This is a genomic window from Hymenobacter endophyticus (genome assembly GCF_032464715.1).
Classification (GTDB): domain Bacteria; phylum Bacteroidota; class Bacteroidia; order Cytophagales; family Hymenobacteraceae; genus Hymenobacter; species Hymenobacter endophyticus.
On record NZ_JAWDJT010000016.1, the window covers coordinates 53,015 to 73,220 of the forward strand.

The 20,206-nt window shown below is 60.6% G+C and carries 19 protein-coding genes; 5 read left to right on the forward strand and 14 right to left on the reverse strand.

Translation table 11 applies throughout. The features are described 5' to 3' along the window. Window positions 1–170 precede the first annotated feature (170 nt). From ROI90_RS19460 to ROI90_RS19470, 3 genes are all read right to left on the reverse strand, one after another. On the reverse strand, window positions 171–800 hold the full coding sequence (locus ROI90_RS19460; RefSeq protein ID WP_315999952.1) for a thymidine kinase: 630 nt from the start codon (window positions 798–800) through the stop codon (window positions 171–173). Between the two features lie 107 nt (window positions 801–907). After that, on the reverse strand, window positions 908–1,417 hold the full coding sequence (locus tag ROI90_RS19465) for a hypothetical protein (protein WP_315999953.1): 510 nt from the start codon (window positions 1,415–1,417) through the stop codon (window positions 908–910). After that, complete coding sequence (locus tag ROI90_RS19470; RefSeq protein WP_315999954.1) at window positions 1,414–1,734, reverse strand: 2Fe-2S iron-sulfur cluster-binding protein; 321 nt, start codon at window positions 1,732–1,734, stop codon at window positions 1,414–1,416. The genes ROI90_RS19465 and ROI90_RS19470 overlap by 4 nt, the downstream gene beginning before the upstream one ends. A gap of 34 nt (window positions 1,735–1,768) precedes the next feature. Here ROI90_RS19470 and ROI90_RS19475 point away from each other — a divergent pair, with 34 nt between their 5' ends. Both ROI90_RS19475 and ROI90_RS19480 read left to right on the forward strand, forming a co-directional pair. Then, window positions 1,769–2,998, forward strand: a complete 1,230-nt coding sequence (locus ROI90_RS19475) for a hypothetical protein (protein ID WP_315999955.1) — start codon at window positions 1,769–1,771, stop codon at window positions 2,996–2,998. An 82-nt stretch (window positions 2,999–3,080) separates the two neighbouring features. Then, entirely contained in the window at window positions 3,081–4,148 is a 1,068-nt protein-coding gene (locus tag ROI90_RS19480; protein ID WP_315999956.1) for a hypothetical protein, read from the forward strand. Here the strand turns inward: ROI90_RS19480 and ROI90_RS19485 are convergent. The 7 genes from ROI90_RS19485 to purH all read right to left on the reverse strand — a co-directional run bounded on the left by ROI90_RS19485 (window position 4,090) and on the right by purH (window position 13,395). After that, window positions 4,090–5,469 (reverse strand): hypothetical protein, encoded by a 1,380-nt coding sequence (locus ROI90_RS19485; protein ID WP_315999957.1) that lies wholly within the window; start codon window positions 5,467–5,469, stop codon window positions 4,090–4,092. The two genes, ROI90_RS19480 and ROI90_RS19485, sit on opposite strands and share 59 nt — an antisense overlap. Window positions 5,470–5,549: 80 nt before the next feature. Then, on the reverse strand, window positions 5,550–6,848 hold the full coding sequence (rodA, locus tag ROI90_RS19490; protein ID WP_315999958.1) for a rod shape-determining protein RodA: 1,299 nt from the start codon (window positions 6,846–6,848) through the stop codon (window positions 5,550–5,552). 86 nt (window positions 6,849–6,934) lie between these two features. Further along, complete coding sequence (mrdA, locus tag ROI90_RS19495) at window positions 6,935–8,776, reverse strand: penicillin-binding protein 2 (protein WP_315999959.1); 1,842 nt, start codon at window positions 8,774–8,776, stop codon at window positions 6,935–6,937. A gap of 171 nt (window positions 8,777–8,947) precedes the next feature. Next, window positions 8,948–9,484 (reverse strand): hypothetical protein, encoded by a 537-nt coding sequence (locus ROI90_RS19500; RefSeq protein ID WP_315999960.1) that lies wholly within the window; start codon window positions 9,482–9,484, stop codon window positions 8,948–8,950. Further along, window positions 9,481–10,407 carry a rod shape-determining protein MreC gene (mreC, locus tag ROI90_RS19505; RefSeq protein WP_315999961.1) on the reverse strand — a complete coding sequence of 309 codons (927 nt, stop codon included), beginning with the start codon at window positions 10,405–10,407 and terminating at the stop codon, window positions 9,481–9,483. Before mreC ends, ROI90_RS19500 begins: the two co-directional genes overlap by 4 nt. 108 nt (window positions 10,408–10,515) lie before the next feature. Next, window positions 10,516–11,541 (reverse strand): rod shape-determining protein, encoded by a 1,026-nt coding sequence (locus ROI90_RS19510; RefSeq protein WP_315999962.1) that lies wholly within the window; start codon window positions 11,539–11,541, stop codon window positions 10,516–10,518. A gap of 318 nt (window positions 11,542–11,859) precedes the next feature. Further along, complete coding sequence (gene purH / locus ROI90_RS19515; RefSeq protein ID WP_315999963.1) at window positions 11,860–13,395, reverse strand: bifunctional phosphoribosylaminoimidazolecarboxamide formyltransferase/IMP cyclohydrolase; 1,536 nt, start codon at window positions 13,393–13,395, stop codon at window positions 11,860–11,862. Window positions 13,396–13,566: 171 nt separating this feature from the next. On the opposite strand from purH, the gene ROI90_RS19520 reads away from it, so the two are divergent. The 3 genes from ROI90_RS19520 to ROI90_RS19530 are packed head-to-tail and all read left to right on the forward strand — an operon-like array spanning window position 13,567 to window position 16,112. Next, the gene (locus ROI90_RS19520) at window positions 13,567–14,724 is read left to right on the forward strand and encodes an acyl-CoA dehydrogenase family protein (protein ID WP_315999964.1); all 1,158 of its coding nucleotides are present in this window, start codon (window positions 13,567–13,569) and stop codon (window positions 14,722–14,724) included. 30 nt (window positions 14,725–14,754) lie between these two features. Beyond that, window positions 14,755–15,495 (forward strand): PIG-L deacetylase family protein, encoded by a 741-nt coding sequence (locus ROI90_RS19525; RefSeq protein WP_315999965.1) that lies wholly within the window; start codon window positions 14,755–14,757, stop codon window positions 15,493–15,495. 14 nt (window positions 15,496–15,509) lie between these two features. Next, a complete protein-coding gene (locus tag ROI90_RS19530; protein WP_315999966.1) occupies window positions 15,510–16,112 on the forward strand; it encodes an SAM-dependent methyltransferase in 603 nt (200 codons plus the stop codon). Between the two features lie 7 nt (window positions 16,113–16,119). Here the strand turns inward: ROI90_RS19530 and ROI90_RS19535 are convergent, their stop codons facing one another. From ROI90_RS19535 to ROI90_RS19550, 4 genes are all read right to left on the reverse strand, one after another. Continuing rightward, on the reverse strand, window positions 16,120–17,292 hold the full coding sequence (locus tag ROI90_RS19535; RefSeq protein WP_315999967.1) for a glycosyltransferase: 1,173 nt from the start codon (window positions 17,290–17,292) through the stop codon (window positions 16,120–16,122). 137 nt (window positions 17,293–17,429) lie between these two features. Continuing rightward, complete coding sequence (locus tag ROI90_RS19540) at window positions 17,430–18,695, reverse strand: BamA/TamA family outer membrane protein (RefSeq protein ID WP_315999968.1); 1,266 nt, start codon at window positions 18,693–18,695, stop codon at window positions 17,430–17,432. A 148-nt stretch (window positions 18,696–18,843) separates the two neighbouring features. Continuing rightward, a complete protein-coding gene (locus tag ROI90_RS19545) occupies window positions 18,844–19,770 on the reverse strand; it encodes a geranylgeranylglycerol-phosphate geranylgeranyltransferase (RefSeq protein ID WP_315999969.1) in 927 nt (308 codons plus the stop codon). 139 nt (window positions 19,771–19,909) lie between these two features. Continuing rightward, window positions 19,910–20,104, reverse strand: coding sequence for a cold-shock protein (locus ROI90_RS19550; protein WP_315999970.1), 195 nt, complete (start codon window positions 20,102–20,104; stop codon window positions 19,910–19,912). Window positions 20,105–20,206: the final 102 nt, after the last annotated feature.

The following is a 20,206-nucleotide window of genomic DNA, read 5'->3' on the forward strand; positions in this document are numbered from 1 at the left end:
GCAGAGTATGGCGGCGTACTGAATGAAGTGGCAAGATAACGCCACCTGCCGGGCTTTAGTGCGAACCTTGCCGTAAGACTGATTGCCCGCATTGCTCAGGCCTGGCCTGCCGCAAACCACGTCCCGGTCCAGCCAATTTTTACCCTTGCTCAGCTGCTGAATTTTCAGCGTTACGCGCCCCGCAAAAGTTTCTCGGCAGTAGGCTCCGCCGACTTTTCCTTCATCCCCTCCTGAAAACAGGCGCGGCAACGGGCCTCGTAAGCATCGGTTTCGCCCAGCAGAATCTTGTCTTCGGAAGCCGTAACGCGGAAGGAATACGAGGCCAGCTCCCCGCAGCACACGCAAATGGCGTGCACCTTGGTCACAAATTCGGCCACGGCCATCAGGGCCGGCATGGGGCCGAAGGGCTGGCCCAGGAAATCCATATCCAGCCCGGCCACAATCACGCGGGTGCCCCGGTTGGCCAGCTGCACGCACACTTCCACCAACGACTCATCAAAAAACTGGGCCTCGTCCACGCCTACCACGTCGCAGCCGGCGGCCAGCAGCAGCATTTCCTGGGCCACGGGTACTGGGGTGGAGCGGATGCTGTTCTGGTTATGCGATACTACGTCCTCGGCGTGGTAGCGCGTATCGAGGGCGGGTTTGAAGATTTCGACGTGCTGGCGGGCAATTTTAGCCCGGTTAAGCCGCCGAATTAACTCCTCCGTTTTGCCCGAAAACATAGAGCCGCACACAACCTCAATCCAGCCCCGGCGTGCCACGCCCGAGCCCGTAATCACGCGGGGTTCAATGAACATAGAAGGAAGAAGTTGCGGCGGCCGGGGCCAGTGGTCAATGCTTCAAAGTACGGAGTTCGGGGCCTTTGCTCCAACCCTAAATCGTGCATCGGGTCTGGGCTATCTTTTCACCTGCCTGATACTGAGCGCGCTACCAATACCACCTTTTGCAATTCCCCGTCAGCAGAATACGACACTTCCACCTGGTCGCCCGGCTCCACCCTTTCAAACAGTGACTGGCTCACGCTTACCCGGTGAGTATCATCGGGCGCAAACTCCAGCCAGTACTGGCCCAGCACAGCCATTTTCATCCGTACCGGGAAGCGGCCTACCAACCGGTGCGCGTGGCGGCTTTGCCGCCAGGGCGTAAGGATGGTGCTATACACCGCCCCAACAGCTAGTAATAGCCCCACCAGCAGGGCTGCTGGTACATACGCCAGGTACTGCTCCTGCGAGCTGGGCGCGGCGTAACGCTGGAAGCGTGTGGGCAAGAAGGGCAATACGATAACCGCCACGCTTATAATGGCCAGATACAAGGCTAGCTTAGCCACCTGAGTCCGCAGGGAGAAAGATGCAGCTTGAAAAGGCACTTTCCTGTACAGATGGGCATGGGCCCGACGCAGCGGAACTTTGCTCATTGGTAGCGGACGTGAGGGAGCTGAGTGGCTTTGGGTACGCGGGCCGTTACGGCACCCTCGGGCAGGCGGGCCTGGCAGGTGAGGCGTTCGTCGGGCAGCAGGCGGCCCGCTTCCCGGTAGCGCAACTCGGCGGGGGTGAGGGGCGTTAGGAGGTCGAGCCCGCTGCGTACCTGCACGCGGCAGGTAGTGCAGCGGCCCCGCGCCCCGCAGGCGTGCAGCCAGTCGTGGCCGGCGGCCTGGAGGGCAGCCAGAAGCGTAGCGCCGGCTGGCACGGAAATGGCCCCGGAAGGCAGATTTTCAATACTGAGCGTGGGCATTTTGCCTAACTTGCCCGCTAGAAACAGGCTTTCAATGAAGACCCAATATAGCCACGCCAAGCGTGAACAATACGGCCGGCTGCTGGCCGCTCTGCTCTGCGACCAGTATTTCGGGGCCCGCCCCACGGCTACCCTCGATGGGCCCGCCGTGCTGCGCTTCACACCCATCCGGCAGGTAAACCTGTTTGTGGTGCAGCAGCTTCTCCATAAGTGGACGGCTGAAATGGGCCAGTTGCGTAGCCCTTACTTCGATTTTGAGGATACCGATGTACGCCAGGCCCTCACCCAGTTCATGAACGTACTGTCGCGGCGCATCAAAATCAGCCGGCCGGCCTTTGAGCCTTTGCTGGCGGAAGCCATTACCGATACGCTCACCGGCTGCCTCGACCCCACCGAAACTTTTGCCCGCAAGCTACTGGGCGACGCGCCCGGGTACACGCCCGAAAAGCTGCGGGAGTCCCTGCGGTATCTGGATGCGAACAAGCCGGTTTTCGAGGAATTTCTGGCCACCTTGCCCGCTGACCAGGAGCAGGAGCGTGATTACCTGCTGAGCCGCTTCCGCCTGCACCGTGAAGCCAGCCAGGAGCATATGCAGCCCGTAGCCTTGGTAGTGGAGCAGTTTAATGTGCTGCTGCCCCTTACTGAGGCCGAGCTCTACGAAACCGCTCAGCCCGAGGAAGCGGCTACAGCTACCGCAACGGCCAGCCCTACCCAGGAGCCCGCCGCACCGGCGCCGGCACCGGTCGAAGCCCCGCCACTTGCGCCCGCTGAGCCCGCTCCGGTGGCTCCCTTAGCAATACCTACCCCCACTCCGGCCCGCCCGGAACCAGTGCCAACCGTGGAGCAGCCGGCTGCCCCGCCGCAACCAACTCCAGCGACCAGCCGCATAACAGCTACCAAGGCAGTGGCCGAAACGGCTACGGTGCCGCTTTATGAGAAACTGAAAGCTGAACAACCCGTGGCCCCTTCCCTGAGCGAAACCCTGCGTCAGGAGCGCGCCGCTACCCTGGCCGATAAAGCGCCGAAGGTCGAATCGTTGCGGGAGGCCATATCCATCAACCAGCGTTTCAGCTTTATCAATGAACTGTTCAACGGCGAAAATATGGAGTACCACGCCGCCATTCAGCACATGGATACGCTGCCCAGCGCCGAATTGGCCAAGCGCTACGTAACTGAGGACTTGGCCAGTAAATACCAATGGGTGCGCAAGGATGAGCACGTTGGCAAGCTGTTAAAGCTCATTGAGCGAAAATTCAACGGCTAACGCGTCCGTACGCTTCTCTTCTGCCGCCGACTGATGTAGCCCCTCAGTCGGCGGCATTGTTTTACGGGCTATTTTGCGGCGTATGTCTACCGCTTTTTCCTTACGCTGGCCCCGGTGGCTACTGGTGTATCTGCTGGCCCTGGGGTTGGTGGCGGGCCCGGCCTACACCATGTACCTGCACTATGATTTCTCCCACTCCCTGGACACGCGCAGCTACCTGAGCCTGGCGCGGGGCAAGTTTGAGGGGGTAAATATTACGCGTCGTTACCGGGTATTGGTGCCGGCCGCCGCCGCCGCCCTGGCCTGGCCGCTGGAGCAAGTGTACGCCCACGTGTGGCCCCAGCGCCCCAGCACGGAATGGCCCCTGCGGCTGGCCTTTTACGGGGTGAACTGCCTGTTGATGGCGGGGGTAGGTCTGGTAGTATTCCGGACCTGCTTATTGTACGGGGCAGTACCACTAGCGGCGGCATTGGCAGTAGCGGCCGTGTTGGTGAGCCGCTGGGCCGTGTATACGGCCGGGCTGCCGCTGGTAGACAGTTTGTATCTGCTGGTAGTTGCCTTGGCGCTGTACGGGGTGCGCGGCGGCTCAGCAGCGGCTCTTATTGCAGTGTATCTGCTAGGGCCGCAAGCCAAGGAGTCGGCGTTTTTTTTGGTGCCGTGGCTGCTGGTGTACGGGCGGCGTGCCCTGGGCTGGCCGGCGCAGCTGGCCTGGCTGGCAGTGGGCGGGGCCCTGGCGCTGGCCGTGCGCACCTGGATAGACACCCGCCTGGGAGCCCCACCGGTTGAAAGCGTGCAGAATGCGCTGGCTCACATTGAAAACCTGACCTACTCATTGCGGCGGCTAGTATCGGTGAAAGGCTTGGGAGAGTTGTTCAGCATTTTCGGCTTCTTCAGCCTGCTGCCCTTGCTGGGACTACGCAGTACCGCTGCCCGGCAGCTCTGGCTGACGGTACTGGGCGGGCAGGCAGGGTGGCTGCTGGCAGTAGTAGCCGTACATATGCTGCTCTCCGGCGACCTGGGCCGCATGGGCTACTTGGCCGCACCGCTGTTTGCTGTTGCCTGCGCGCTTATTCTGACGCGCGACCCGCTTTTCAGCTGGCTAACCCGGTCGGGCTCTGCTCAGCCGGGCCCGATGGCTGCCCCCGAGTAAGTCCGGCACCGGCCGCGGCCAGCAGCAGGGGCAACACAGGTACCGTGAAGCGGGCGGCTCCCAGCGGCCCCGTCAGCAGCGCCACATACAGCACCAAGCTCACTAGCCCCAGGCGCACTGCCCACGGATAACGGGAGTTGAAACTGAACTTCAGCACCAGAAACAGGCGCGCCACATTGGCGCTTAACAGGAGCAGCAAACCTGCTAGCAGCCCCAGGGGCAGGCTTTGCAAGTAACCCAGGGCCACCGCGTAGCTGCGCTGGTTCAGGAGCTGTAGCAAGCCGCTGCCAGCCGTTTGTGGGAGGCGCAGGAAGTGCACTACATCAAACCGGCCGGGGTCGAGAAAGAAGGTGAGCACGCCCCGAAGCTCCTGCCCCACAAGCGTACCCGGGTGTTGCACCAGTACCGCCAACGCGTGCTGCTGCACGTACTGCTGCTGGGCCGCAAAGCCTGGCTGGCGCTCAGCGGCAGCTAAGGTGGCTCGTACAAACTGCTCGGCGGCAGCCGACCCTTGCGCAGCTTGGAGCACTCCGCGTGCGTTGTAGCGCAACAGGTTAATTTCGGAAATGCTGGAAAAATGAAAGTAGCCGGTTTGCCGTTGGTTGCGCGCCATCCAGAGGCTGGCCGCCAGCAGCGGCAGAACCGATATGGCTACCAAGCTTATCCGGCGCCGCCGCCACCCTAGTACCACTCCTATGCCCAGAAAAACAGCGGCGAATGGCCAGAAAACCGGTTTTATCAGCAAGGCAAGTGCTGCTGCCACTGCAGTTCTACTTAGCGTCCTGCGTTGCCACTGCCCGGCTAGCAGCTTGGTTATACTGAGCCAGAGCACCACCACGGCCGTTTGCAGCAATGTTTCGCTCATCAGCACATTGGCATAGATAAATTGAGCCGGGGCCAGTACTGCCAGCAGCAGCACCGCGCCCCACTGCCAGGGGTGCAACCCACCCGTACTGCGGGCCAGCCACCGCAGGGTCAGCCACAGATTCAGTAGGCTCAGCGCGTTCTGTAACAGTAGCGTTAGCCCCGGAAAGGCAGTTCCAGCCCCGCCCGTGAGCAGCAAAAACACCGGGTAGCCCGGCGGCCGAATCGTATATTCCTGCAGTTGCAAGGGCTCTTCATGCAGGGGCAGCGCGTACAGCAGGCCAGCATCCCGCAGGTTGCGAGCCGCTTGCACGTACCGGTCAGAGTCGGGAAAAAACGGCTGGCGTGTGTGCAGCTGCCACCCCAGCGCCAGTACATGCAGGGCTACAAGCCCCGCCAGCACCCACCGGGGAATTCGCCCAGGTTGCGGCCGTAGTAGATGCTGGTCAGCTCTCATGGCCGCAAAGAAAGGAAAGCAACCGGTAGCATACTGCCCCCAGAGGAACTTCCGCATACTGCCGCTTGACGGTTTTGGGCCTAGTACCGCTCCAAATCCTGTTTGCGGTAGGCATCAATGGCCAGCAGAATGAACAATAGCGTGGTAAACGACCAGAGCGAGGAGCCGCCGTAGCTGAAGAATGGCAGCGGAATACCCACTACCGGAGCCAGGCCAATGGTCATGCCGATGTTCACGCAAAAGTGGAAGAAGATGATGCTGGCCACGCAGTAGCCGTAGGTGCGCCCAAATACCGATTTCTGCCGCTCCGCCACGTACACCACGCGGCCCAGCAAAGTCATGAACAGGATGATGGTGACCATGGTACCCAGCCAGCCCCACTCCTCGCCCACCGTGCAAAAAATAAAGTCGGTACTCTGGGCGGGTACGAAATCAAATTTGGTTTGGGTACCCTGCAGAAAGCCCTTGCCAGCCAGCCCACCTGAGCCAATGGCTATTTTCGACTGCGTGACGTTCCAGCCCACGCCCAAAGGGTCGGCTGAGGGGTTGATGAGTACCTCAATCCGCTTGCGCTGGTGAGGCTGCAGCATACTGTTAAAAAAGAAGTCTACCCCGAACACCATCCCAATCACCACCGCCCACACACCCAGCGACAAAGGCAAATGGTGGCGCCAGAGTTTGGAGTTGAAGGCGAAGGCCCCAGCCAAAACAAGGGTAAAGGCCCCAATCAACCAGAGCTTGGGCACTAGCAGCGCCAGGATGAGAATGACGCCGCCCGCCGCCAGAATGACCAGAATCAGGGGCGACATACCCTCCCGAAAATACGCCAGCAGAAAAGCCGCAAATACCAGCGCCTGACCCGTTTCGTTGGCCGCCAGAATCAGCAGCGGGGGCAGCAGCGTGATGCCGGCCAGCACCAGCTGGTCGCGAAAGTTTTGCTGGCGCAGGTTGATGCTGGCCATATAGCGCGAGGCGGCCAGCGCCGTAATGAATTTGGCAAACTCGGCCGGCTGCAGGCGCATGGGGCCCAGCTCCAGCCAGGAGCGAGACCCTCCAATAGGCCGGGCAATAAATGGCGTAATGATGAGCAGCACAATCATGCCTCCGTAGAGGGCAAATGCAAACGTATCGTAGGCTTTGTAGTTGATAACCAACAGCACCACTATCAACACCACGGCCGTGCCCACCCACAGAATTTGCTTAAACCAATCGTAGGCCATCAGCGCCTGAAAGCTCAGGCTGCTAAGCGGATTATCGGGCGCATCGGGCGAGTAGCTGGCCGCGTACACGTTCAGCCAGCCCACGCCCACCATCAGCAGGTAAATGAGCACCGTTACCCAGTCGATGCTGCGTGAATATCTGGCTGGTGAAGTTGACATATGAAATAGATGCTGTCACCCGGAGCCTGCGAAGGACCTTACCGCAACTGCGGAGGTGCTTCACAGGCTCCGGATGACAAGGAAACTCAGTGACGACGGGTGATGAATCGTTCGGCGGGGCCGGGCAGCCACTCCTCCCAGCGGTGCCGCCAGGGGGCCACTTTGCCGCGCAGGTATTTCTCCATGACCAGGGAGGCCAACGGTGCGGCGGAGCTGCCGCCAAAGCCGGCGTTTTCAATGAACACGACAATGGCAATTTTAGGGTCTTCGGCCGGGGCGAAGGCGGCAAAGGTGGCGTGGTCGTCGCCGTGGGGGTTTTGCACAGTCCCGGTTTTGCCGGCTACCGAAATGCCCACGTCCAGTAGGCTGGCGTTGCTGCCGGTACCGCCGCGCCCATCTACCACCCCCTGCATCCCGGGAATAATGGCGTCAAAATGCACTGGGTCGACGCCCACCGTGTGTTTCTCACGGAACTGCGGCAACGGCCCGCCCTGGCCCACACTCTTCACAAAGTGGGGCGTGATGTACCACCCCCGGTTGGCAATAGTGGCCATTACATTGGCCATCTGCAGGCCGGTAATGCCCACCTCGCCCTGCCCAATGCTGAGCGAGTACACCGTGCGGAAGTTCCAGCGGTGAAAGCCGTTGCGCTTGTCGTAGAAGTCGGAGGAGGGAATCAGGCCCTTCTTTTCCTGCGACATATCCACGCCCAGCTTCTCACCCAGCCCGAACTTCATCACCTGCCGCCGCCACTCGGCCAGCCCCAGGCGGGCATCCTCGAAGCGGTTGGTGGAGCGCCCGCGCATCACGGCCGCGCGCATCACCTGGTAGAAATAGGGGTTGCAGCTGTTTTTGATGGCAATGCCCACGTTGGCGGGGTACTCGTGGCGGTGGGTGCAGCGCACCAGCTTCCAGTTGCAGGCAAACGGCGTCTGGGGCGAAACCACGCCCATTTGGAGGGCCACCAGCTCATTCACCAGCTTGAAGGTGGAGCCGGGCGGGTAGGTGGCCATGAGCGGGCGGTTGAACAGGGGCCGCTCGGGGTTATTGAGCAATTCCATGTAGCGGTTGCCCATGCCCTTGCCCGAGAGCGTAGCCGGGTCAAACATGGGGGCCGATACAAACGTCAGAATTTCGCCGGTTTTAGGGTCCAGAGCCACGACGGAACCCCGCTTGCCGGCCATCAGCTTCTCGGCGTACTCCTGCAGCTCCGAGTCGAGGCTGAGGTGCAAATCCTGCCCGGCCACCGACAGCGTATCGAACTCCCCGCCCCGGAACGCGCCCTTCTCAATGCCGCGCACGTTCACCATGCGGTACTGCACCCCGCGCCGGCCCATCAGCTGGTCTTCGTAGTAGGATTCCAGGCCCGTAATGCCCAGAAACTCGCCGGGCTGGTACTTGGCGTAGCGGGGCTTTTCCAGGAAGGCCGGCGTGATGCTGCCCACGTAGCCCAGGGCGTGGGCCATGCTGTGGGTGTTGTAGGAGCGGGCCATGCGGGCCTTCACGCTGAAGCCGGGAAAGTCGATGAGGTTGTCCTGAATGGCGGCCAGCTCGGGCGTGCTCAGGTTTTGCACCAGCGGGGAGGCCTTTACGCGACTGAATGCTTTGGCGGCTTTCAGGCTCTCGCGCACTTCCTCCAGGGGCAGCTGTAGCAGCTCACAAAACCGCAGGGTATCCAACTGCTTCACTTCCCGGGGCGTCACCATCAGGTCGTAAACGGGCGTATTCTGCACCAGAATCTGGCCTTTCCGGTCGTAGATGAGGCCCCGATAAGGCGCCTGCACAAGGCGCTGGAGCGTGTTGCGGTCGGCGGCCAGCTTGTAGCTGCCGTCCAGCACCTGAATGTAGAAGAGGCGGGCCGCAAACACCAGCGCCACGGTCAGGAAAATTGCCTGAACAACGTATTTGCGGCCTTCGAGGTATTGCAAAGCGAAAAGTCTGAGACGAAAGGAGTTTCGGTGACGTCACCGGAACCACAAAGATACTTCAGGAAGTGATGAGATGGTAAGCAGCCAAATGGCTGAGTGTACTATGTGAGCTACTCAAAAAGCGCAAACAGCACAGTAAGCGCCCTGGTTCACTGTCCTGCTTTTCGTCTGTTACCGGCTACGGCGGCGCGTGGGGAAGAACACCAGTTGAATAATCAGGAGCGTGAGGCCGGTGTAGAGGGTGCTCACCACCATTTTCGCCAGCATAATACCTGGCACCCGGAAGGAGCCCAGCTCCAGCAGAAAATAAGCCACGTGATGAATACCCACCAGCATAACCAGGTACACCACCATCCACTGCCAGCCCATCTGGTGAATGTTCACCGAGTCCTGGGCATCATACCCGTCGCGGGGGGTGAGCAGGCGCAGCACCCAGGGCCGCACGTACATCAGCAGCACGGCGGCGGCGGCGTGCACCCCACCGGTATCAAACACAGTATCCAACAGGATGCCCGTTAGAAATCCCAGCAGCAGCTGCACCACAATGGGTGTGTTGATGGGCAAAAACAACAGAAAACCCAGGTAAATCAGGCACCAGCCTAAGTCGAACAGCACGAAGTCGGTGCCGCTGATGAGCAGCACGTACAGCGCCAGATACAGCACGGCGCGGCCTGCCTGCAACACTATTTCGAGTAGCCCCCCTCTCATGGTTTTTCCTCAGCTTCGGGTTTGATGCCAGCGCGGGCCTCCACGGTGTCCCGCTCGGCGCGGGGGCGGCTGGTGACCAGGTACACGTAGGTCAGGCGCGAAAAGTCCACGGCCAGCCGCACCTGCACCGTCCAGAAGTTCTTATCGGGCTCCTTCACAAACGACTCAATGGTACCGATGCGCACGCCCTCCGGAAATACGGCGTTGTACCCGGAGGTAACCACCGTGTCGCCGCGCACCAGCTTGTTCTGGCGGGGCACGTTGTCCAGCAGCACACGCGTAGGGTCGTCGCCCAGCCAGCGAATGGTGCCAATAGTGCCGTCGCGCTGAATACGGGCCGAAATGGTGGACTTGGAGTGCAGCACGGAGGTAATAGTGGCGTAGTGCTCAGAAGTAACTTTCACCCGGCCCACCACGCCCTCGGCCGATACTACGCCCATCCCGCTCTTCACCCCATCCACTGAGCCCACGTTCAAAGTCAGGTAGTTATCCACGCGGCGCTGAGTGCTGCTTACTACCCGGGCCGGAATCAGGGGATAGTCCGGGTCTTGGGCGGCCAACTGGCGCAAGCCCAGCAGCAGGGAGTCGGGGCGGCCGAGCAGGGCCAGGCGGGCCTGGGTCACGCTGTCCGGGCTCACGGGCAGAGAGTCAGCCTGGCGGCGGCTGAGGTCAGGTGGGTAGAGCTGCTGGCGCAGGCGGGCGTTTTCGTGCATCAGCTCCTGGTTCACGTCAATCAGCCGGAAATAATCCTGCACCTGGTTGCGCCAGTCCAGCACCTGCCCCACATAGGCGTTGGAGGAGTTGAAGAAAGCGGCCCGCTGATAAGAGCTGTTGCGCACCAGCAGATACAGGCTCAACACTTCCAGCACCGCAAATACCAGGATGCCCCGGTAGCGAAACAGAAAGTTAAGCAGGTTATTCATTCAGATTGGCTGTTAGCTGTTGGCTATTAGCTGTTAGCTGCTCACTCGTTCAGGAAAATTGAACAGAAAAGCCAACAGCTAATAGCCAACAGCTAACAGCCACTACATTTAGGTCAGCAGGACGCTGCGGAAGGCTTGAATGTTTTTGATGGCCGCGCCGGTGCCGCGCACTACGGCGCGCAACGGGTCCTCGGCAATGTGAATGGGCAGTTTGGTTTTAACTGCCAGGCGCTTATCCAAGCCGCGCAGCAAGGCGCCACCACCGGTCAGATGAATACCATTCTCGTAAATATCGGCCGACAGCTCGGGCGGGCTGATTTCCAGCGCCTTCAATACGGCTTCCTCAATTTTAGCCACCGATTTATCCAGGGCAATGGCAATTTCGGAGGAGGTTACCTTGATAACCTTCGGAATGCCGGTCATCAGGTCACGGCCGCGCACCTCAAAATCGGGCGGGGTTACTTCCAGCTCGGTCAGGGCCGCGCCTACCTCAATTTTGATGCGCTCCGCGGAACGCTCCCCGATGAGCAGGTTGTGCTGGCGGCGCATGTAGTCCAGAATATCCTGGTTGAACACGTCGCCGGCCGTTTTGATAGACTGGTCGCAGACGATACCCGACAGGGCAATTACCGCAATTTCGGTGGTGCCGCCCCCAATGTCGATAATCATGGAGCCCACGGGCTGCTCCACGTCAATACCGATACCAATTGCAGCGGCCATCGGCTCCTGAATCATCCAGACCTCCTTGGCCCCGGCGTGCTCGGCGGAGTCCCGCACGGCGCGCTTCTCCACCTCCGTGATGCCGCTCGGAATGCAGATAACCATGCGGTGGGAGGGCTGAAACAAGCGCGTGCGGGTGTCAATCATCTTGATCAGCCCCTTAATCATCTCCTCCGCGGCGTGGAAGTCGGCAATTACGCCGTCTTTTAAGGGCCGGATGGTTTTAATGTTGTCGTGGGTTTTTTCGTGCATTTGCTGCGCCTGCCTGCCCACGGCAATTACTTTATTGGTCGTGCGGTCTTTTGCGATGATGCTCGGCTCATCCACCACGATTTTATCGTTGTGAATAATGAGCGTGTTGGCCGTGCCCAGGTCAATGGCAATGTCGCTGGTCAGAAAATTGAAGAAACCCATCGAGTAACGGCAAGTGAATGAGAACGGGCGGCTTGCGCCCGTTAAAAGTGGGGCAAAAGTAAGCAAGTTTCAGCGAAGCCCGGCATCCGGGCGTATCAATCTGAAGCAGTTGGGTGCTGGCTATGTCCCAGGCCGGGAGCAAGCCCGGCGTCCCGAACGAACGGCGGCCGATTTCATTGCACCACGGCCCCTACACAAGCACAAACCTGCTCACCGTCAGGCAAAAATCAGTACGGCAGTATAGTAGAAAACCCCGGCTGCCAGGGCCGGGGTTTTCTGCTGTAGTCAGGTCAAGAATAATTCTTGGCTCAGGCCGGGTTAGTGTTTGAAGTGCCGCACGCCGGTGAGCACCATGGCCATGCCCAGGCGGTTGCAGGCTGCCACGCTGTCTTGGTCTTTGATGGAGCCGCCGGGCTGCACCACGGCCCGAATGCCCGCTTCGCCGGCAATTTCCACGCAGTCGGGGAAGGGGAAGAAGGCATCGGAAGCCATAACGGCGCCCTGCAGGTCGAAGCCGAAGCTGCGAGCTTTCTCGATGGCTTGGCGCAACGCATCCACGCGGGAGGTCTGGCCCACACCCGAGGCCAGCAGCTGCCCGGCCCGGGCCAGCACGATGGTGTTGCTCTTGGTGTGCTTGCATACTTTGAGGGCAAATTCCAGCGCGGCCACTTCTTCCGCCGTGGGAACCGAATCGGTTACGGTGCGGAAATCAGCGGCTCCCTCCACAACTTTATCAAAATCCTGCTCGATTACACCGTTGAGCAGGGTTTTCACCTGCTTGGCGGGAAACTGCACGGGTTTCTGGCGGAGCAGGATGCGGTTTTTCTTGCTTTGCAGGATGGGCAGGGCTTCGGCGGTAAACTCGGGAGCAATGAGCACTTCAAAGAACAGCTTATTCAATTCCTCGGCCGTGGCCGCATCCACGGGCTTGTTCACGATAATCACGCCCCCGAAGGCCGAAACCGGGTCGCAGCTGAGGGCATTGAGGTAGGCTTGGTGCAGGGTGTCGGCCTGGGCTACCCCGCAGGCGTTGGTGTGCTTAAGAATGGCGCAAGCGGCAGGGCCAGCGGCCTGAAACTCCTGCATCAGCAGCACGGCGGCGTCCACATCTACCAGATTGTTATAACTGAGCTGCTTGCCGTGGAGCTGGTCGAACAGGGCCGACAGGTCGCCGTAGAAGGTGCCGGCCTGGTGGGGGTTTTCGCCGTACCGCAGCGGCGTAGCGGGCTTTTCGGAGAGTTTCAGGGCCGCGCCGCTCAGCTCCGTACCCTGGGCCATGTAGCGGAAAATCTGGGTGTCGTAGTGGGACGTGGCTTCGAAGGCGGCGGCGGCGTAGTGGCGGCGGTCCTCCAGGTCGGTGGCGCAGCCGTTGGTTTGCAGCAGCTCGGTTACGGCCGCGTACTGGTCACGGGAGCTCACCACCAGTACGTCGCGGAAGTTCTTGGCAGCGGCCCGCAGCAAAGAAATTCCGCCGATGTCAATCTTCTCGATAACGTCCTGCTCCGGCGCACCCGACGCCACGGTTTCTTCGAAAGGGTACAAATCCACAATCACCAGGTCAATGGGCGGAATCTGGTGCTGCTCGGCTTCCCGCAGGTCGCTGGCCTCGTGGCGGCGGTGCAGGATACCGCCGAATACGGTGGGGTGCAGGGTCTTTACGCGCCCCCCAAACACGGCCGGAAACCCGGTTAGGCTTTCGACGGCCGTTACCGGGGCGCCCTGCTCCTCAATAAACTGCTGGGTGCCGCCGGTGGAGTAAATGGTTACGCCGTGCTCCTTCAATAGTGCCACCAACGGCTCCAGCCGGTCTTTGTAGTACACGGAAACGAGGGCGGAACGAATGGGCTGCGACATGGCAAACGGGCTTAAAGGATGAAATGCTGCGCGAAGGTAGGCACCCCCGGGCGGGCCGTTGTTACGGAATTATTAACTACTACCCTTTCCCGGCCGGGCCTGCTAATCCGGTGCAGGCCGTGGCCACGGCGCCGGGCCTGCCGTATAGCAAGGCCTATCATGCGCTTTACTATGGCCGCCCCGCTCCTCCCTACTACCCTCTCTATTACCTTACCCGACCCCGCTGCCGCCGAGCTGGCCGCCGCCGAACTAGCTCCGCGGCTGTTCGCCCAGGCCCCGCACACCGACCAGGAAGGCCGTTTCCCTACTGAAGAATTTGAGTGGCTGCGCGCGGCTGGGCTGCTGGCGGCCCCGCTATCCATTGCCCTGGGGGGCGCTGGCCTCAGTGAGCCGGCCCATACGGCGGCGCTGCTGAGCATATTGCGGCACATTGGCCGGGGTAACCTGGCAGTGGGCCGGGTGTTTGAGGGCCACGTGAATGCCGTGCAGCTGCTACAACGCCTCGGCAACGCCACCCAGCAGGCCCGCTGGGCCGCCGAGGTGCAACAAGGCCACCTGTTCGGCGTCTGGAACACGGAGGCGCAGGACGGGGTGAAGATGGAGCCGTTGGCTAACGGCCGCTACCGCCTGCATGGGCGCAAAACCTTCGCTTCTGGGGCTGGCTCCGTTACCCGCCCTCTCCTCACGGCCGCTCTGCCCGATGGTGGCTGGCAGATGCTGATTCTGGCGGCCGATGAGTTGGTGCCGACGTATCAGCCCGAGTTCTGGCAGCCGCTGGGTATGCGCGCCTCCGCTAGTTTCATAGCCGATTTTACGGGTCTGGAAATTAGCGAGGAAAGCCTGCTGGGCCACCCCGGCGACTATTATGCGCAGCCCTGGTTTAGCGGCGGTGCCATCCGGTTTGCAGCCGTGCAGCTGGGCGGGGCCGAGGCCGTGGTGGACGAAACCCGCCGCTTCCTGCAGCAGCTGGGCCGTACCACCGACCCCTACCAGCGCCAACGCCTCGGCGAAATGGCCTTTCTGCTCGCCAATGGGCAACATTGGCTGCACGCAGCGGCGGCGGTGGTCAGCACTGACCCCAGTCCCGAAACCCTGGTAGCCCACGCCAACCTCATGCGCTCCGCCGTGGAAGACATTTGCCTGCGGTTGTTGCCCTTGGCGGAGCGGTGCGTAGGTGCCCGAGGCCTGTTGCGTCCCGAGCCCTTCGAGCGCCTTCACCGCGACCTGACCCACTACCTACGCCAGCCCGCCCCCGACGCGGCCCTGGCTGATGCCGGCCGCTACGCGCTGGAGCATCTGCAACCAGCCTACCGCCTATGGGCAGGTTAGCCGGAGCCAGGTAGTTTGCGTAATAAGGGCATGTCTACTTTTTCAAGCACTACTTATCCAGTGCTACCGGCTGCCGCGGCTGCCAGCCTAGGGCCCACCGTGGTAATTGCTCCCCACCCCGATGATGAGTCGTTGGGTTGCGGAGGGCTGATGGCTTTGTTGCGCCAGGCCGGCCAGCCGGTTTGGTGCGTGCTCATCAGCGACGGTACTATGTCGCACCCAAACTCCCAGAAGTTTGCGGCCCCGGCCCGGCAGGCGTTGCGGGAGCAGGAGCTACGCGAGGCGCTGGCCCTGTTACACGTTCCGGCGCAGGCCCTGCACTGCCTGAACTTGCCAGACGGGGCCGTGCCTCTTCCGGATGCACCTGCCGGAGCCACCGCCGTCCAGCAACTGACTGTCTTTCTACGGCAAACCCAACCAGCTACCGTGCTGGTACCCTGGCGGCGCGACCCTCACCCCGACCATCGCGCCACTCACCGGTTGGTACAGGCCGCATTACAGCATCTGTCTGATCCGCCCAGGCTATTGGAGTACGTGGTGTGGGCTTGGGAACGGGCTGAGCCGGCCGATTTACCGCAGACCGGCGAAGTGCAAGGCTGGCAGCTGGATATTAGCTCTGTGCTGCCGCAAAAGCAGGCGGCCATTGCCGCGCACCGCTCCCAGCTGGCCGGCTCCCCCATCGACGACGACCCGACCGGATTTACGCTGGCGCCCAGTATGCTGGCTCATTTCGCTCAGCCCACGGAGCTGTATCTGGAAGCCATCAGTTAATGTTTTGCTCTGCTATGAAACCGAACCCGCAACAACCCAACACGCTGCCTCCCTCCTACTTCGATGAGGTATACCAAGCCAACAAGGACCCGTGGCAGTTCGAAACCAGCCCTTACGAGCGGGAGAAATACGCCGCTTCGGTGGCCGCTCTGCCACGGGCTCATTACTCCACGGCCTTCGAAATAGGCTGTTCTTTGGGTGTACTAACTGAGCAGCTTGCTCCCCGCTGTGGGCACCTCTTGGCCGTAGACGTGGCCGAAGCGCCGCTGGAACGAGCCCGCCAACGCTGCGCCCATTTGCCCCAAGTGGAGTTTCAGCTGCTACAGATACCGCAGGCTTTTCCGGCGGGGCAGTTTGAGTTGATTGTGGTGTCGGAGGTCGGCTATTACCTGAGTCCGGAGGATTTGCAGCTGGCCCGCCAGAAAATTGTGCATGCACTGCTACCGGGTGGTCATTTGCTGCTGGTGCACTGGACGCCCCCCGTGCACGACTACCCCCTGACGGGCGACGCCGTGCACGAGTTTTTTCTGCAGGAAGCTTATCCACTTGGGCCCCTGGCCCCTGTGCACGCTGAGCGTCACGACACCTATCGGCTAGACGTGCTGGTGCGCCAGTAAATCCGTCTTAGGCAACATCTGGTGGGGACAACAGTGGAGTAGCCTGCACGATTAGCTGCCGTAATACCCGGATGGCTTCTGACAAAGGGAGAGGAGGCTGCGGCTGCAGGCAAGTACGCAGTTGGGGCTGGTACTCCTGCCACAGCTCCCCAAAAGTGGTGTAGCCAGCCAACAAGGGCACCAAGCTCTCCAATAATGGGTGGGTGGTAACTGGCTGCTCATTTCGGCTTTGCCACAACAAACGCGCCTGCCGCCGAATGCCGACTTCAGCGGCTATTTCGGCCGGATGCGTAACCAGTGGCTCCACTCCGCCTAAGTTAGCCCATTCGCGCAGTTGCCACGATAGGCCCACCGCTACTCTGCCCTGCTGCCGCCCAGAGGTAAATACTTGCACTGTTGGGCTGTGGCGTACGCGCAAATCTTGCCTTATCAGCGCCTGGTACAGCGCCTCATCTTCCAGGTAAGGCACAACCGGCAGCCCCCCCACCCGGCGGTAGGCCGCTGCCGTAATGGCGAAGCTGGCCCCAAAGTGCTGGTGGTGCCGGGGCCAGGGGTCGTGGGGAAGGGGGTCGAGGAGCTGCTCCAGCTGAGTCCGCAACAGCTGATACGTGGCATCCTGCAGCTGGCAGCGCCGCACCGGACCGCTCGGCTGGGCTTCTATAGTCAGAATACGCCCCCCCACGGCATCGGCACCAGCAGCCAGGGCCGCAGCCGTGGCTGCCAGCCAAGTAGGGCTGGCCTGCGTATCGGCATCGGTGCTGGCAATGAACCCCTGCTCACAACCTGCCAATTCCAGACGGTTGCAGGCCTCATCCATAAGCTGCCGCCTAACCTGGCCTATGTGCGCGTCTGCGGAGGGCAGGTGTATTTCGGCAACGTGCAACGTTAGGGCAGGATGCTTTCGGGCCCATTCGCGGGCAACAGTGGCAGTGTCGTCTTGGCAGTTGTTAGCCAGTAACAGTACCTCAAAGCTGCGCGGCGGCAACAGGTGGCCCTGCCGGTCAGTTTGGGCTGCTAAAGCAGTAAGAGTGGCCTCGATAGTTGCGGCTTCATCCTTGGCAGGCACAATAACGCTGGCTTGTAGCCCTGGTGCCGGCGGGGCGGCGTGGCTCCAAGGCGAATCCAGTGCGAAGCTGGCCGGTGAGGCAGTATAAAATCGGAGGGGAGAAACAGATGGCATAGAACACTGGATACGTATACGGTACAGGGTAGCGTTGACCTTCGCACTCACACCGGGTAATTCAGAATACCGGAAAGTAAAAACCCCAAACCTACTGGCCTGGGGTTTTATTACTTAGCTGCCGTGTAAAGCAGAGGTTAGAATGCTTCGCCCACGGCGAAGATGATACCGGAGTTGCCGCCGGAGCCTACCCCATAATCGAGGCGGATGTTGAGCCGGTCGCGGCGGTTGAAGCGGAACCGGGCCCCAACCCCACCCGCAAACTTCAGCCCATCAAAGGTGTATTCGTCAATGGCAGGGGCAACCTCACCAACCGCACCAAACACGGCTCCATCAATGCGCCAAAACAGCTTCTGCCGAATTTCAGCCTGTGCAGTAGTGAACTGACGGTCACGGTAGCGGGCTTCGTAAATACCCCGCATCAGATAGGCGTTGTTGTAGAGCGAGCCGCCCAGCGTAGCCCCCATGCCGCCCCATTCCCGGAACGGAACCTCGCCCGTATGGTACTGCCCCAAGAACTGCAGGGCCAGAATGGTATTGTTCGACCCGAACAAGGGCCTGAAATGGCGGGCATCCACCATGTAGCGCGTGAAGTTGTAGTCGCTGCCTAGGCCCTTGCCGGCAAACAACACGTGCGCATCCACAAAGTTACCTGTGTAGGTAGCCAGCACATTGTCGCGGCTATCAAAAAGCAGGGCCGGACCCACACCGGAAGTAACGTAGCCCTTCCGCTGGTCTGAGTCAATTTGAGTATACGTTTCCGTCTTGCCTTCCTCACCTTTACGCTTTACTTCGCCCAAGTCGGTGAGGCGGTAGCGTACCCCCACGAAGAGGTTGGGCAGTACCTTCTTCAAAGCTTTTTCATCGAACACCCACAGCGGATACTGGATAGGTACCTCATCTGCTTTTTGGGTATCGTTGCCCCGCCCATAGTATTTAAAAGCCAGGTCATAGTAGCTCAACTCTCCCGAGAAGTAGAATTTTTCCTCTTTGGTGAAGATGGTATGCGTGAGCTGTACGGTGGTCTGTTTTTCCTGCGAAATCCAGGCAATGAGGCGGGCATTGGACTTGCGCACCGTGGTATCCTGGCCGAAGCGCCACACGGGCAAAATAGCTGCGCCACCCGCAAAGCCAGTTTCCTGCTGGTAGAAGGCAATAGGTACGGGAATAAAGCTGGGCTTGTCCGGGTCGTCGGGGGTAAGCTTGAGCTTGGCGGTTTTCTGAGGGGCCAGGGCCCGGTTCAGTCCTAGCGGAGCACCTTCGGAAATGCTGTCTTCGACAGCAACCGGGGATACGGAGGCTAAAAGGTCGGATGATTCGGGGGTGGCAGAGGCAACCAACTGCGCCTGAGCGGCGGGGGCAGCCAGCGCACCTAGCGCCAGCAGCGGGTAGAAAAAGCGCATACTAGATGGCTTGGGGTCAGAGTGGTAGATGGGAAACGGACGATGCTCAACCGGTCGGCAGCGCCGTAAGGCGGCACCGGGTGGCATATTGGTAGCCTAACGCAACAGATAGGACTACGGTTGTGCCTGTTTATACTCTACCGGGCCCTCACACCCACACCATTGATAGCACCCCCGCCAGCATTATCCATTTGCACCCCGCGCTAAGCTTGGCAAAGTGCCTGCGTCGGTCGGCCCGGTGCAGGTGATAGGCCAGCCACAACAGCGGAGCCAGCACTAGCACTATCAGCCACGCTCCTAGCAGCCATTGCTGGTCTACCACTACCCGGTAAGCCGCTCCGCCAACCACTAAGCCCAGGCACACCACAAAAAAACCGGCTATCCATTTAGTGCGCGGCACTCCCCACACAATGGGAAGGGTACGGCAGTCGTGCTGGGCATCACCGCGCATATCTTCCACATCCTTCACAATTTCGCGCACCATGGTGAGCAGGAAGGCTGCCAGCGCGTAGCCCCACACCATATGCTGGCCGGTGCGCACTTGCAGCTCGGGTAGCAGCACCAGCGCCGCCGTAAGAATGGCAATGCTGAAGTTACCCACCAGCGCCACGCGCTTAAACCGTACTGAGTAGCCCCACAGCAACACCGCTGAACCCAGGTTTACCAGGCCCAGCCACGGCGATAGGAGCCCACTCACTACGATACCAATACCCGAGAGGAGCAGGTGCCCCAGCATGGCGTGGCGGCGGTTTACGGAGCGGCCCACTACCAGCCGCCCCGGCCGGTTAATGGCGTCAATCTTAACGTCGTAGTAATCATTGATAATGTAGCCAGCCGCCCCAATGCACAGCGCCGCCAGCACCAGAATACCAAAGTGCGGCGCCAGTATTTGCCGCCAGGGTGCTCCCGGCAGCAGCAGGCATGCCCGCACCAGGAGCAGGCACAGAGCCATAATCAGCAGGTTGGGAAGCCGGATCAGGCGGGCCAGCTGCTGCCAGCTGCCGGCTTCCCGTGCTGGGTGGCCAGCATCGGCAGCCAAGCCATCGGGAGCAGAAGCAAAGGATAAACGCGCCATACAAAACCGGGTAAATGGGCCAGGCACCCAGCCCCGCTGCAAAGATGCACTTCCTGACCACAGCGCCCGCAAAAAAGCCTCTCCCGAAATGGAAGAGGCTTCTTATACCTGTGCTAAAAACCTTGTGTAAGCCGCTGGCTTACAGTTTCTTCACATTTACCGCGTTAACGCCTTTGCGGCCTTCCTGCGTGTCAAACTCCACGCGGTCATTCTGTTGGATCTGGCCCCCGTTAAGGCCGGTAACGTGGACGAAGAAATCTTCATTCGTGCCGTCTTCCGTAATGAAGCCGTAGCCCTTCGACTCATTATAGAATTTTACGGTTCCTGTTTTCATGAAAAGAAAGAAAAGGTAGGTTGATGATGGTTGGGGTAAATATAGAGGGATTTTAGAAAAGCACAACCCCGGCCGCATCAGGTGCAACCGGGGCTGTAAGAC

Coding starts and splice junctions, on each gene's coding strand:
- mreC (WP_315999961.1), bottom strand. CDS start 10,407: ATGAATAACCTGCTTAACTTTCTGTTTCGCTACCGGGGCATCCTGGTA.
- ROI90_RS19540 (WP_315999968.1), bottom strand. CDS start 18,695: ATGCGCTTTTTCTACCCGCTGCTGGCGCTAGGTGCGCTGGCTGCCCCC.
- ROI90_RS19500 (WP_315999960.1), bottom strand. CDS start 9,484: ATGAGAGGGGGGCTACTCGAAATAGTGTTGCAGGCAGGCCGCGCCGTG.
- purH (WP_315999963.1), bottom strand. CDS start 13,395: ATGTCGCAGCCCATTCGTTCCGCCCTCGTTTCCGTGTACTACAAAGAC.
- ROI90_RS19465 (WP_315999953.1), bottom strand. CDS start 1,417: ATGAGCAAAGTTCCGCTGCGTCGGGCCCATGCCCATCTGTACAGGAAA.
- rodA (WP_315999958.1), bottom strand. CDS start 6,848: ATGTCAACTTCACCAGCCAGATATTCACGCAGCATCGACTGGGTAACG.
- ROI90_RS19530 (WP_315999966.1), top strand. CDS start 15,510: ATGAAACCGAACCCGCAACAACCCAACACGCTGCCTCCCTCCTACTTC.
- ROI90_RS19525 (WP_315999965.1), top strand. CDS start 14,755: ATGTCTACTTTTTCAAGCACTACTTATCCAGTGCTACCGGCTGCCGCG.
- ROI90_RS19470 (WP_315999954.1), bottom strand. CDS start 1,734: ATGCCCACGCTCAGTATTGAAAATCTGCCTTCCGGGGCCATTTCCGTG.
- ROI90_RS19520 (WP_315999964.1), top strand. CDS start 13,567: ATGGCCGCCCCGCTCCTCCCTACTACCCTCTCTATTACCTTACCCGAC.
- ROI90_RS19475 (WP_315999955.1), top strand. CDS start 1,769: ATGAAGACCCAATATAGCCACGCCAAGCGTGAACAATACGGCCGGCTG.
- ROI90_RS19510 (WP_315999962.1), bottom strand. CDS start 11,541: ATGGGTTTCTTCAATTTTCTGACCAGCGACATTGCCATTGACCTGGGC.
- ROI90_RS19535 (WP_315999967.1), bottom strand. CDS start 17,292: ATGCCATCTGTTTCTCCCCTCCGATTTTATACTGCCTCACCGGCCAGC.
- ROI90_RS19545 (WP_315999969.1), bottom strand. CDS start 19,770: ATGGCGCGTTTATCCTTTGCTTCTGCTCCCGATGGCTTGGCTGCCGAT.
- ROI90_RS19460 (WP_315999952.1), bottom strand. CDS start 800: ATGTTCATTGAACCCCGCGTGATTACGGGCTCGGGCGTGGCACGCCGG.
- ROI90_RS19550 (WP_315999970.1), bottom strand. CDS start 20,104: ATGAAAACAGGAACCGTAAAATTCTATAATGAGTCGAAGGGCTACGGC.
- ROI90_RS19480 (WP_315999956.1), top strand. CDS start 3,081: ATGTCTACCGCTTTTTCCTTACGCTGGCCCCGGTGGCTACTGGTGTAT.
- ROI90_RS19485 (WP_315999957.1), bottom strand. CDS start 5,469: ATGAGAGCTGACCAGCATCTACTACGGCCGCAACCTGGGCGAATTCCC.